The organism is Pseudonocardia sp. McavD-2-B, assembly GCF_024124365.1.
Taxonomy (GTDB): domain Bacteria; phylum Actinomycetota; class Actinomycetes; order Mycobacteriales; family Pseudonocardiaceae; genus Pseudonocardia; species Pseudonocardia alni.
In genome coordinates this window covers 1-12,333 of the sequence record NZ_JAMXSG010000174.1, presented here as the reverse complement: position 1 = coordinate 12,333, position 12,333 = coordinate 1, and the positions used below count along the sequence as shown (strand labels likewise).

Genomic DNA, 12,333 nt, shown 5'->3' with positions numbered 1-12,333 from the left:
GGCGACGGCCATGGCTCCGGCGGCGACGGCGGCACCGGTGGCGACGGGGGCGGGGGCGACGACGGCTCCGGCAGCGGCTCCCCGTCGGGCTCCGGCGGTTCCGGCCACCCCTCCGGCGGCAGCGCCGGCGACGGCCCGGCCTCGGGATCGGAGCCGGAGGACCGCGACTTCCGCGGTTCCGGCGGCGACGAGGGCCGCGGCGACAAGGGCGACAAGGGCGACGGGGGAGACGAGGACCGCGGGAACGGGAGCGGCGGGGGAGACGCCGACGCCCCGGCCCCCGCGGCCCCCGCCCCGAAGCCGGAGACGAAGAAGGAGCCGGCGCCGTCGTCGTCGGCGAAGGCGGCCGACGGCACCTGGGATGAGCTGGCGCAGTGCGAGTCCTCCGGCGACTGGTCCATCTCGACCGGGAACGGCTACCACGGTGGTCTGCAGTTCGACAAGGGCACCTGGAGCGACTTCGGCGGCACGACGTACGCCCCCACTGCCGACGGAGCCACGAAGGAGCAGCAGATCGAGATCGCGACCAAGGTCCGCGACGCCCGCGGCGGTTACGGATCGTGGCCGGCATGTGCCAACAAGTTGGGCCTTCCGAGGTGATCGGTGGTCCTGTGGTGTGGCGTACGGTCGCTGGCTGCGCGACCGGTGGTCGCGTAGGGTCCGTGGTCCCTCTCCCGGCCGTTCGCAGCACCTGCCCTGCCGACGGCGGCCCGGCCTCGATTCCCTACCCTTGGACCTCATGAGTTCGCCCACCCCCGACGCCCACCGGATCGGGAACCGCTACCGGCTCGACGAGCGGATCGGTGCCGGTGCGATGGGTGCCGTGTGGCGGGGGACGGACGAGCTGCTGAACCGCACGGTGGCCGTCAAGGAACTGCTCGCGGCGGCCCTGCCGTCCGACGAGCAGCTGGAGGAGTCCCGCCAGCGGATCCTGCGCGAGGGCCGGATCGGCGCCCGCCTGCAGCACGCGCACGTGATCAGCATGTTCGACGTCGTCGTCCACGACGACCGTCCGTGGCTGGTCATGGAGTACCTGCCGTCGCGCTCGCTGGCCGCGGTGCTCGCCGAGAAGGGTCCGATCCCGCCGCGGGAGGCCGCCGCGATCGGCCGTCAGGTCGCCGACGGGCTGGCCGCCGCGCACACCGCGGGCGTCGTGCACCGGGACATCAAGCCGGGCAACGTCCTGATCGCCGAGGACGGCCGGGCCAAGATCACCGATTTCGGCGTGTCCCGCGCCGTCGACGACGTGCAGCTCACCCGTACCGGCGTCATCGCCGGCACCCCGGCCTTCCTGGCCCCGGAGGTCGCCCGAGGCCAGGAACCGACGGCCGCCTCGGACGTCTTCGCGCTCGGCGCGATGCTCTACGCCTCGGTCGAGGGCGAGCCACCGTTCGGCCTCGACGACAACGCCTACGCCCTCCTGCACAAGGTCGCCACCGGCGCGATCACCCCGCCGCAGGATGCGGGCCCGCTGACCGCGCTGCTGATGCGCCTGCTCGCCAACGACCCCACCGAGCGACCCAGCTCCGCCCAGGCCCGCGAGGCGCTCGCCCGGATCGCCGCGGGCCAGTCCGTCGCCGGTCTCGCGACGCCGTCGACGGCGACCGCGGTGATGGACACCGGCGACGGCGCGGGCGCGCCCGACGGGCTCGAGGCGCAGGGCGGCGGGACCGTGGTCGACGCGCCGGCCGTGCCCGCACCGCAGGTCATCCCCGGTCCCGGCGGCCGTGCTGGCCGACGGGGCGGTGCCACCCGTTCCCGGGACGGGCGGGGGCGTCGCACCCCGGTCGTGCTGGGCGCGGTGGCGGTGCTGCTCGTCGTCGGTGGCGGTGTCGCGTTCGGCGTCTACTCGACCAGCCGGCAGCAGGACGCCCCACCGGTGATCGCCGCCCCGCCGACGAGCGGGTCGCCGACGCCGAGCGCGGCCCCGACGACCACTCCCGCGCCGACGACCACCGCGACGCCGACACCGACCACCGGCACCGGGCAGGTGCAGGACCCGGTGTCGTTCGTGCAGAACTACTACCGGATGCTGCCCGGCGACATCGACGGCGCGTTCGCGATGCTCAGCCCGCAGGCGCAGGCCCAGAGCCAGGGCATCCAGGGTTTCCGGACCTTCTACAGCACCGTGCGGAACGTCTACGCCGAGAACCTGCGCAACGCCGGCCCGAACACGGTCACCGCGACCGTCGTGTTCATGCGCAACGACGGCACGACGACCCGGGAGAACTACCGGTTCGTCGTCGGCACCGACAGCGAGGGGCAGGAGATCCTGCAGTCGTTCAGCACGGCCTGACCGTCCCGACCGGTCAGCCGGGGCGCAGCGACGTCACGACGTCCGTGGTCGCGGCGACGATCTGCCGTTGTGCGGTCGCCCGGTCCACGCCGGCCTCGCCGTCGCCGGTCTGCGGGCCGTAGTCGCCGAAGTAGGCGTGCACCCCTCCGTCGACGACGACGAAGCGGGTCCCCGCGGGCAGCTGCGCCCAGGAGTCCGCGATCGCGTCCGGCGTGGCCAGCGCGTCGCGGGAGCCGAACACCGACAGGGCCGCGATCGGCGCCCCCGACACGTCGGCGGCCGGGTAGGACGCCCACAGCACCAGCCCACGCACCCCGGGACGTCCAGTGCCCGCGCGGCCGCCACGCCGCCGAGGGAGTGCCCGCCGACCGCCCAGGTGCGGACCTCGGGCGCCGAGCCGACCGCCCGGCCGACGGCTCCCGGGTCGGCCGGCGCGACGCCCAGCGGCGGGGCGGTCACGATCACGCGCACCCCCTGCTCGGCCAGCGGGCGCAGCAGCGCCAGGTAGGCCCGCGGGTCGACCAGCGCCCCGGGGACGAACACCAGGCCCCGGCCGGACGGCGCGGTCGGGCGCAGCTCCCACGTCGTCGCGGTGTGCACCACCGCGACCCGGTCCGACGGCGTGGTCGCGGCGAGCGCGGTCTCGTCGGCCGCGTAGGGACGCAGCCACAGCACGGCGGCGACCAGCGCGACCAGCAGCACCGCACCGGCGGCCCGCCCGGTCGTCCGCAGCCGTCCGGGCCGCGCCGGGCGCCCCGAGCGCACCACCAGGACCAGCCCCACCAGGGCGACGACGGCGAGCAGCACCGGGTAGGCCGGGTGCCCGGCGAGCAGCACCGGGCCCGCGACGACGACGATCCCCACCACGACGACCACGGCCACGATCCCGACCAGCGCCCGCACCGCGACCGCCCACCCGGGCCGGGGCGCCCGGTCAGCCACGGGCCACCGTCGCGGTCACGAACTCCACGATGCGGGCGTTCGCCGCGGCCCGGGTGTGCCGGTCGTGCACCTCGTGGCCCTCGTCGGGGATGCGCAGCAGCTCCACCGGCGCACCACGCGCGGCCAGTGCAGCGTGGATCGCGAGTGCCTGCGCCAGCGGGACGTTCGTGTCGTGCTCGCCGTGCACGACCAGCAGCGGTGCGGCGATGCGGTCCGCAGCGCGCAGCGGGGACAGCTCCTCCAGCAGCGCGCGGTCCCGGTGCGGGTGTCCGTACTCGGTGGTCGCGGGCCCGCTGATCCACGGCTCGGAGTCGGCGTAGAAGGCGGTCATGTCGGACATGCCGCACACGTCGACGCCGGCCGCGAACAGCTCCGGGAACCGGGTCAGCGCGGCCAGGGTGAGGAACCCGCCGTAGGACCGGCCGCCGACGACGATCCGGCGCGGGTCGACGTCGGGCACCCCCGCCAGCAGCCGGGTCGCGGCCCGCACGTCGGCGATCGAGCCCGGCCGCAGCGGGCCGTCGTCGAGCCGGGCGAAGGCCCGCCCGCGACCGGACGACCCGCGTACGTTCGGCGTGAGCACGGTGACCCCGGCGGCGACCAGGCCGTGCAGCAGCGGCGCCCAGCCGGGCCGCTCCTCGGACTCGGGCCCGCCGTGCAGCCACACGAACCCCACCCCCGTCGGCGACGGCGGCCGGTGCAGCCATCCGGCCAGCCGCAGCCCGTCCTCGGCCGGGAAGCCGACCGCCTCCGGGCGCGGGGGCCGCGGCGTCACCGGGGTGCCGCCGAGCAGCGGTGTGGCCGGGCGCGCGTCGAGCGGCATCCGCACCACGTACGGCGCCACCCCCGGCGCGTGCCCCGCCACCAGCAGTGACACGCCGTCGCGGGCGAAGGCCACCCCGGTGACGACGTCGCACGGCGCGGGCAGCCGCTCCGGCCTGCCGCCACGCAGGTCGGCGATCTCGATCTGGCTGCGCCCCCCGACGTTCCACACCAGCGCGGCCCGCGGACCACCCGGGTCCAGCGCCACGACCTCCAGGTCGGCGCCGGGCCGGACGGCGACCGGGCGGGCGGGGGACAGGCGGTGCTCGCCCGCGGGGCCGAGCGCGACGGCGAGCAGCGCGGTGTGCTCGCGGTCGGCGTCGGTGTGCACCCAGAGCGTGCCGGGGGCGCTGCCGAAACGGGCGGCCGCGGTGAGCGCCCCGCCGGGCCCGCCGATCACCCGGTCCCGCGTGCCGCGGTGCAGGTCGACCAGCTCCAGGGCGCGCTCCCCGCGGCGGCCGGTGCGCAGCACGACCCGTCGTCCGTCGGCCGACACCGCCTGGACGACGGCCGACTGCCCGGACCCGAGCACGGTGGAGGAGCCGTCGCGCACGTCGACCAGGCAGGCGGTGCCGTCGCCCGGTTCGGCGCCGCGCGGGGTCGCGTCGGACAGCACGGTGACGCCCAGCGACCGCCCGCTCGGTGCCCACGCGCCCAGCACGACGGCGGTGGCGTGGGTCGCGATCCCGACGGCGGGCCCGCCGTCGGGATCCAGCAGCGCCACCCGGGTGCGGTCGCCGCCGCACGGGGCGACCTGCACCGCGATCCGGCTGCCGTCGGGGGACCAGGACAGCGCGGTCACGTCGGCGTGCGGGCCGGGGGCCTCCAGTACCCGCGCCCCGTCCGGGTCGACCGGTCCGTCCGCCGGCAGCGCCGCGACGTGCACCCGCGGGCGCCCGGTGCGGTCGGAGATCCAGGCGATGCGGGTGCCGTCGGGGGACACCGCGGGCGAGTGGTGCCCGGGTTCGGCCCCGGCGGAGGACACGGACGCCGTGTCCGGGGCGGGTGTGCCCTCCCGCACGGACCTCACCCGTCACCACCCCCGTTCGTGCCGCTGCGGACCGCGGACGCGGGCACGGGACACCGGTGCACGCCCCCGGCGGGGTGGCGCCCCGGCCCCCGGTGCCCGGCCGGAACGAGAAGATACCGGCCGGGCGGCGTGGCCCCGGCGTCCGGGACCGGCCCCGCATCAGAGGTGTGGCCGTCGATCCGGATCCCGCCCACGACGCCGCACATGGGACCACCTCACGTGGATCGTGGTCCCGCCGCAAGACCCGACACGTTTCCGGGGGGTGACAACCGTCGCGATCAGCAGGGGACGACCCGGACGTCGACGATCCGCCGGTCGGTGACCCGGACCTCGTGCACCGGGCCGACCAGCTCGACGGCGCCGTGCAGCACCGGGTCGGTGCAGGAGGTACCGACGAACAGCTCGACGGCGCCCGGCTCGACGACGTGGCACATCCTGCGGTCGTGCAGCGCGAGCCGGCGGGCCGGCACGTCGAACACGACGTCGGCGGCGGCGCCGGGCTCGAGCGGGACCCGTGCATACCCGAGCAGCGCGCGCTGTGGCCGGGTGACCGAGGCGACGGTGTCGGTGCCGTAGAGCTGGACGACGTCGGCACCCGCGCGGTCACCGTCGTTGCGGACCCGGCAGGTCACGGTGAATGCTCCGTCGGTGGGTACCCGTGCCCGGTCGATCCGCAGGTCGGAGTGGCTGAACCGGGTGTAGCTCAGCCCGAACCCGAACGGCCGTACCGGTGCGGTGTCGATCGCGGTCACCGGGCTCGCCGCGCCGAGCCGGGGGTGCAGGTAGGAGTACGGCTGTGCCCCCGCCGAGCGGGGCAGGCTCACCGGGAGCCGCCCGGACGGGTTGATCCGTCCCGACAGCACACCGGCCACCGCGCCCGCGCCCTCCTGCCCGGGGAAGAACGCCTGCACCACGGCCGCGCACCGGGCCAGCGCCCAGTCCAGCACGTAGGGACGGCCGGTCAGCAGCACGAGCACCACCGGTGTGCCGCCGTCCAGCACGGCCTCGACGAACTCCCGCTGCACCCCGGGCAGCTCCAGGGTGTCGGTGTCGCAGCCCTCGCCGGAGGTGCCACGGCCGAACAGCCCGGCGCGGTCACCGGCCACGACGACGGCCAGGTCGGAGCCCGCCGCGGCCCGCACCGCCGCGTCGAAGCCCGACCGGTCGGACGTGTCGACGTCGCACCCCCGCACGTGGACCAGCTCGGCGCCCGGCCGCTCGTGCCGGAGGGCCTCGAGCACGGTCGGCACGTCCAGGCCGAGCTCCGTGCCCGGGTGCTGGGGCAGCACGTGGTTGGCGAAGCTGTAGCAGCCCATCAGCGCGGCCGGGTCGTCGGCGTTCGGGCCGAGGACGGCGATCCGGCGGGTGCCGGGCGCGAGCGGCAGGGCGCCGTCGTCGTGCAGCAGCACGACCGACTGCTCCGCCAGCCGCGCGGCGATCGCCCGGTGCTCCGGCGGGTCCAGGTCCACCGGCGCCGCGGCGCGTGCGGTGGCCTGGTCCGCGGCGCCGGCCGCGGCGCCGTCGTCGAGCAGCCCGAGGTGGGCCTTCTGCTCCAGCACCCGCAGCACGGCCCGGTCGACGACGTGCTCGGGCAGCCCGCCCGAGCGGACCCGCTCGGCCAGCGGCTCCAGGTACGCGGTGCCGGTGGGCAGCTCCACGTCGATCCCCGCGACCAGGGCCTGCTCGGCGGCGGCACCGAGGTCGCCCGCGGTCCCGTGCAGGGTGTGCAGGAAGGCGATGGAGAAGTAGTCGGCGACCACGGTGCCCGTGAATCCCCACCGGTCACGCAGCACCCCGGTGAGCAGTCCGGCGTCGGCCGCCACGGGGAGCCCGTCGACCTCGGCGTAGGAGTTCATGACCGAGCCGGCACCGCCGTCGAGCACCGCCATCTCGAACGGCGGCAGCAGCACGTCGGCGAGTTCACGGGGCCCGGCGTGCACCGGGGCGAGGTTGCGCCCGGACTGCGAGGCGGAGTACCCGACGAAGTGCTTCAGCGTCGCGACGACCCCGGCGGACTGCAGCCCGCGCACATAGGCCGTGCCGATCGTGCCGACGAGGTAGGGGTCCTCCCCGATGCACTCCTCGACACGGCCCCAGCGGGCGTCGCGGACGACGTCGAGCACCGGGGCGAGGCCCTGGTGCACCCCGAGACCGGCCATCGTCGTCCCGATCGCGGCCGCCATCTCCTCGACGAGGCCCGGGTCGAACGCCGCGCCCCAGCTCGGTGGCGCCGGGAACGTCGTCGCCCGCCAGGCGGCGAGCCCGGTCAGGCACTCCTCGTGCACCAGCGCCGGGATCCGCAGCCGGGTCGCGGCGCCCAGCCTGCGCTGCCGGTCGGCGAGGTGGGTCAGGCCGTCGGCGGGCTCCACCGGGGCGGTGCCGAACACCCGGGTGAGCTGGCCGAGGCCGTCGCGGGCGAAGGAGTCGAAGCCCGCGTGGCCGGACTGCATCGAGTCCTGCATCGGCGCGACGTCGCCGTCGGTGTCGGTGTCGGCGGCGTGGTCACGCCCCTCCCACAGCCCGACGAGCTGGGCGAGCTTCTCCTCCAGGGTCATCCTGGCGAGCAGGGCGGCGGGTCGCGGGTCGGAACCGGTGGTCGTGGACGGGGACAGATCCGTGCTCATGAGGGCCTTTCACAGGACGGGAGGGGCTCAGCGGCCGGCGCCGGCGGTGAGGCCGGCGAGCAGGAAGCGGCGCCCGAGCAGGTAGACGACGAGCAACGGCAGCAGCGAGAGCAGCACCGCGGCGGTGATGAGCGGGACGTTCGTGCCGTACTGGCCCTGGAAGTCCCACAGCCCCAGCGTCAGCACGCGCACCGAGGCGTCCTGGGTCAGGACCAGCGGGAACAGGAACCCGTTCCACGCCTGCAACGCGGTGAAGATGCCGATCGTCGCGAGCCCGGGGCGGGCCAGCGGCAGCACGAGCGACACCAGCACCCGTCCGGGGCCCGCCCCGTCGAGCACCGCGGCCTCGAACAGCTCGCCCGGGATGTCGCGCAGGCTCGAGGACAGCACGACCACGGCGAGCGGCAGGGCGAACGCCGCCGTCGGCAGGATGATCGCGAGCAGGGTGTCGTAGAGCCGCAGCTGGGTGACCATCAGGTACAGCGGGACGATCACGGCCTGGGCGGGCACGGCGAGCCCGAGCAGCAGGACGGTGAAGCCGCGGACGACCCAGCGGCTGCGGCTGCGGACGATCGCGTACGCCGCGGGCAGGGCCAGGACGAGCACGATCGCGACGCAGGCCGCCGCGACCAGGACGTTGTTGAGGAAGTAGCGCGGGAAGTTCGAGGAGAGCACCTCGAGGTAGTTGTCGGTCGTCAGGCCCGACGGCACCGCGAGCGGACCGTCGGAGAGATAGTCCGACGACGCCCGGAAACTGGTGACGAGCAGGAAGTACAGCGGGACGGCGACCACGACGAACCAGACGCCCGCCCCGAGGCCCCCCACGAGGTTCGGACGGGCGCGGCGGACCCGGCCCGGCCGCGGCGGGCCCGCAGGCGCGGGGGGTGCGTCCCGCCCGGGCGCGGGACCGGTGGTGGTGGCGGACATCGTGCTCACATCCCCTCCCGTTGGCTGGTCATCCGGCGGTAGCCGGTCACCCGGGCGATCACCAGCGAGAGCGTGGTGCCCAGCACCAGCAGCACGACGGCCAGCGCGCTCGCGTAGCCCATGTCGAAGCTGCGGAACCCCTCCAGGTACATGTGCAGCGGGAGGATCCGGGAGGCGGTGCCGGGCCCGCCGCCGGTCAGGATCAGCACGACCTCGAACGTCGTCATCGAGCCGACCACGATCAGCACGCCGGAGGTGATGATCGTGTCCCGCAGCTGCGGGACGGTGATCGAGACGAAGGTCCGCCAGCGTCCGGCACCGTCGATCAGGGCCGCTTCGTAGAGCTGCGCCGGGATCGCCCGGGCCGCGGCCTGGTAGAGCAGGGTGTGGAACGGCATGTACTGCCAGGCGATCACCGCGATCACCGCGGCGAAGGCGTACCGGTTGCTGCCGATGATGTTGCCGTCGTCGATGCCGACCAGCGGACCGAGCACCGACGCCAGGCCGAAGTTGGGGTCGAACAGGGTGCCCCACAGGACCGCGATGGCGGCGCTGGACATCAGCAGTGGCACGAAGAACAGCGCCGCCAGCACGGCCCGCGACCGGCCGCGGCCGGCGAGCCAGACCCCCAGCGGCAGCGCGACGGCGGTCTGCACCACCCAGGAGACCCCGGTCAGAACGAACGACAGCTGCAGCGACTCGGTGAACAGCGGGTCCGACCCGAGCCGGACCCAGTTGTCGAGCCCGGTCCACCGCGGCGCGGACAGGCCGTCGTAGGCGGTGAAGCTGAGGACGACGACGGCGAGCATCGGCAGCAGCGCGAAGAGCGCGAAGAAGGCCAGGGCGGGGGCGGCCCAGACGAACCCGGGCCGCCCCGACCCGGTCACCGACGTGGTGCTCATCGGCCTGCGCTGTCCATCGCCTCGGCGAACTGCTGCGGCGTCAGCTCCTTGGTGAAGACCTTGGAGAGGTTGGTCAGCATGGTCTGCGCCTCGGCGGCGGGCAGCGCCTGGTCCCAGGACTGGACGAACGTCGCGGCGTTCTTCGTCTGGTCGTAGGTGTAGGTGTTGAAGTCCGCGAACGGCCCGGCCGAGGCGACCTGCTGCTCGATCCCGGTCAGGGCGGGGACCTGCCCCTTCTCCAGCATGCCCTGCACGTACTGCGGGTCGGTCATCTGCGTGAGCAGGAAGTCGGTCGCCGCCGGGACGTCGGCCGACCGCGCGCTGACCGAGTAGTAGTTCGACGGGTTGCCGATCACGGTGCTGGGGTCGCCCGCGCCGCCCTCGACGGCCGGGAACGGCGCCCAGCCGAGCTTGCCCTGCTCCAGGAAGTCGGGGAAGTTGTCGTTGAGGCTGGTGACCTGCCAGGACCCCATCAGCTCCATCGCCGCGCGACCGCTCGTCAGCAGCGCCTGCGAGGCCTGGTTGTCGTAGTCGACGGCGGTGAAGTTGGTGCCGAACGCACCGCGGTCCACCAGGTCCTGGACCATCGTCATCGCCTGCACCACGGCCGGGTCACGCCAGGCGCCGGGCTTGCCGTCGGCGATGGCCTGGAACTTCTCCGAGCCGCCGACCCGGTCGAGCAGGTACTCCGGGTACATCATCTCGGTCCACGACTGGGCCCCGGCGAGCGCGATCGGCTGCACCCCGGCGGCCTTGAGCCGGTCGACGGTGTCGAGGAAGCCCTGCCAGGTGGTCGGGAACTCGGTGATGCCCGCCTGCGCGAACACGTCCTTGTTGTAGAAGAACGACAGCGGCTGCACGCCCTGCATGGGGATGCCGTAGACCTTGCCGTCGATCGTGCCGGTCTCCAGCACCTGCGGGAGGAAGGCCTGCTTCACCTCCGGCCGGGCGTCGAGCGCGGCGGTCAGGTCGGCGGCCTGCCCGGCGTCGGCGTAGCCCTTCAGGTTGCCCCCGCCCCAGTTGTAGAAGACGTCCGGTCCGTTCGGGGAACCGATGGCGGTCTGCAGGGCGGACTTGTAGGGGTCGTTGAGGTAGGTGGTCAGGTCGATCTGCGGGCCACCGGTGTCGTTGAAGCGGTCCACGGCGGCCTGCTGGACGGAGTTGATCCCCTCGTTCTGCAGGGTCCAGAGGGTGAGTTGGCCGGCCCCGCCGCTGGCCTGTGGACCGGCGGTACCCCCGCAGGCGGCGACGGCGGCGAGGCCGGTGGCGAGTGCCGCCGCGAGGACGGTCCGGCGGACGCGTGACCAGGTCGACATGGGCTCTCCCTTGAGCAGTCGATCGAAAGTTTCCGAGACTTGCGAACGCGATGAACGCAAGTTAGAGCGCTCGTACGGGGCCGTCAAGGTGCGATGTGTCGACGACGATCTTTGAAACTTTCGATAAGGTGCGGGCGTGAAACGCAGCCGTGTGACGATCGCCGAGGTCGCCGAACAGGCGGGTGTCTCGGTCCCGACCGTCTCGAAGGTCCTCAACGGGCGGGCCGACGTCGCCCGGTCCACCCGCGAGCTGGTGCAGCAGGTCGTGGCCGAGAGCGGCTACCGCCGTCGCGGCGGGTCGTCGCGACGCCGGACCGGGCTGGTCGACGTGGTCGTCGACCGCCTCGACTCGTTCTGGGCGATGGAGGTGCTGCGGGGCGCCGAGGCCGAGGCCCGGCGCACCGACCGGCAGGTCGTGCTCAACACCACCGGCTACGACGACCCCGGCTCGCGGGCCTGGCTCGACCGGATCGCCGGGCGGGGCAGCGACGGTGTCGTGGTGGTCGTCGGCGACCGTGACCCGGAGACCTCCGACCGGCTGGCCGCCCTCGAGGCGCCGGTGGTCCTGCTGGACCCGGTGGGTGACGCCCCGCCCTCGTTCCCCACGGTCGGGGCGACCAACTGGGCCGGCGGGCTGGCCGCGACCGAACACCTGGTGGCGCTGGGGCACCGGCGGATCGGCATCGTCTCCGGGCCGCCACGGCTGAGCTCCAGCCAGCAGCGGGTGGACGGCTACCGGGCGGCGCTGCGGCGCGCGGGCGTGGAGGCCCACGAGGAGCTCGTGCGTCACGGGGACTTCCTCGTCGGGGGCGGGCGGGCCGGGGCCGCGGCCCTGCTGGACCTGCGCGACCCGCCCACCGCCGTCTTCGCCGGGTCGGACATGCAGGCGGTCGGGGTGTACCAGGAGGCCGACCGTCGTGGCCTGCGGGTGCCGGAGGACCTGTCGGTGGTGGGGTTCGACGACATCACCGTCTGCGAGTACCTGAGCCCCCCGCTCACCACGGTGCGCCAGCCGCTGGCCCGGATGGCGGGGGAGTCCGTGCGGCTGGCACTGGACGAGCCGCGGGCCGACGTCACCGGAGCCGCGGCCCGCCTGGAGCTGGCCACCGAGCTCGTCGTCCGTGCCAGTACGGCCGTCCCCGGCGGCTGAGCCGCGCCGTCGCGTCACGGCGCCGGGTCGCCGGTGATCCAGGCCCACGGGTCGGCGATCACCGGGGCCAGCGCGGCCCGTCCGGCGCCGCGCAGGGCCGCGTCGGCGCCGAGCGCGGACGGGACGACCCGGTCCGCCGGGATGCCGTGCCGGTGCAGCTCGCCGGTCACGGCGGCGACGAACGCCGGTCCGGCGGCGGCGAACCGGCCGCCCAGCACCACGCGGTCCGGGTCGGTGGGGGCGGTGAACCCGGCGAGGACGCGCCCGAGCAGCCTGCCCGATCGGCTCGGGTCGGGCTGCACCTCGGGTCGGGTCTCGACGGCC

Annotated in this window: 9 protein-coding genes and 2 pseudogenes; 3 read left to right on the top strand and 8 right to left on the bottom strand. The window is 74.9% G+C overall.

Features of this window, described 5'->3' with window-relative positions:
* On the top strand, positions 1-600 hold a 600-nt coding region (locus NH602_RS20645; RefSeq protein ID WP_253068670.1), incomplete at its 5' end, for a transglycosylase family protein.
* A 139-nt stretch (positions 601-739) separates the two neighbouring features.
* A complete protein-coding gene (locus tag NH602_RS20640) occupies positions 740-2,296 on the top strand; it encodes a serine/threonine-protein kinase (protein WP_179762030.1) in 1,557 nt (518 codons plus the stop codon).
* Between the two features lie 13 nt (positions 2,297-2,309).
* Here the strand turns inward: NH602_RS20640 and NH602_RS20635 are convergent, their stop codons facing one another.
* The 7 genes and pseudogenes from NH602_RS20635 to NH602_RS20610 form a co-directional block, all read right to left on the bottom strand.
* Positions 2,310-2,609, bottom strand: coding sequence for an alpha/beta hydrolase (locus NH602_RS20635; RefSeq protein ID WP_308292864.1), 300 nt, complete (start codon positions 2,607-2,609; stop codon positions 2,310-2,312).
* Between the two features lie 29 nt (positions 2,610-2,638).
* Positions 2,639-2,839: pseudogene (locus NH602_RS32265) on the bottom strand (alpha/beta hydrolase); the annotation flags it as partial.
* A 391-nt stretch (positions 2,840-3,230) separates the two neighbouring features.
* Positions 3,231-5,045: a prolyl oligopeptidase family serine peptidase gene (locus tag NH602_RS31995; RefSeq protein WP_253068669.1), complete on the bottom strand. Its 1,815-nt coding sequence runs from the start codon at positions 5,043-5,045 to the stop codon at positions 3,231-3,233.
* Positions 5,046-5,368: 323 nt separating this feature from the next.
* Positions 5,369-7,714, bottom strand: coding sequence for a glycoside hydrolase family 3 N-terminal domain-containing protein (locus NH602_RS20625; protein ID WP_253068668.1), 2,346 nt, complete (start codon positions 7,712-7,714; stop codon positions 5,369-5,371).
* Positions 7,715-7,741: 27 nt separating this feature from the next.
* Positions 7,742-8,641, bottom strand: coding sequence for a carbohydrate ABC transporter permease (locus NH602_RS20620; protein WP_256495306.1), 900 nt, complete (start codon positions 8,639-8,641; stop codon positions 7,742-7,744).
* Positions 8,642-8,646: 5 nt separating this feature from the next.
* The gene (locus NH602_RS20615) at positions 8,647-9,543 is read right to left on the bottom strand and encodes a carbohydrate ABC transporter permease (protein ID WP_253068666.1); all 897 of its coding nucleotides are present in this window, start codon (positions 9,541-9,543) and stop codon (positions 8,647-8,649) included.
* Positions 9,540-10,859, bottom strand: a complete 1,320-nt coding sequence (locus tag NH602_RS20610) for an extracellular solute-binding protein (RefSeq protein WP_253068665.1) — start codon at positions 10,857-10,859, stop codon at positions 9,540-9,542. The genes NH602_RS20615 and NH602_RS20610 overlap by 4 nt, the downstream gene beginning before the upstream one ends.
* A gap of 136 nt (positions 10,860-10,995) precedes the next feature.
* Between NH602_RS20610 and NH602_RS20605 the strand changes: the two genes are divergently transcribed.
* Positions 10,996-12,009, top strand: coding sequence for a LacI family DNA-binding transcriptional regulator (locus tag NH602_RS20605; protein WP_253068664.1), 1,014 nt, complete (start codon positions 10,996-10,998; stop codon positions 12,007-12,009).
* 14 nt (positions 12,010-12,023) lie between these two features.
* Here the strand turns inward: NH602_RS20605 and NH602_RS20600 are convergent.
* Positions 12,024-12,333, bottom strand: a pseudogene (locus NH602_RS20600) (ROK family transcriptional regulator); the annotation flags it as partial.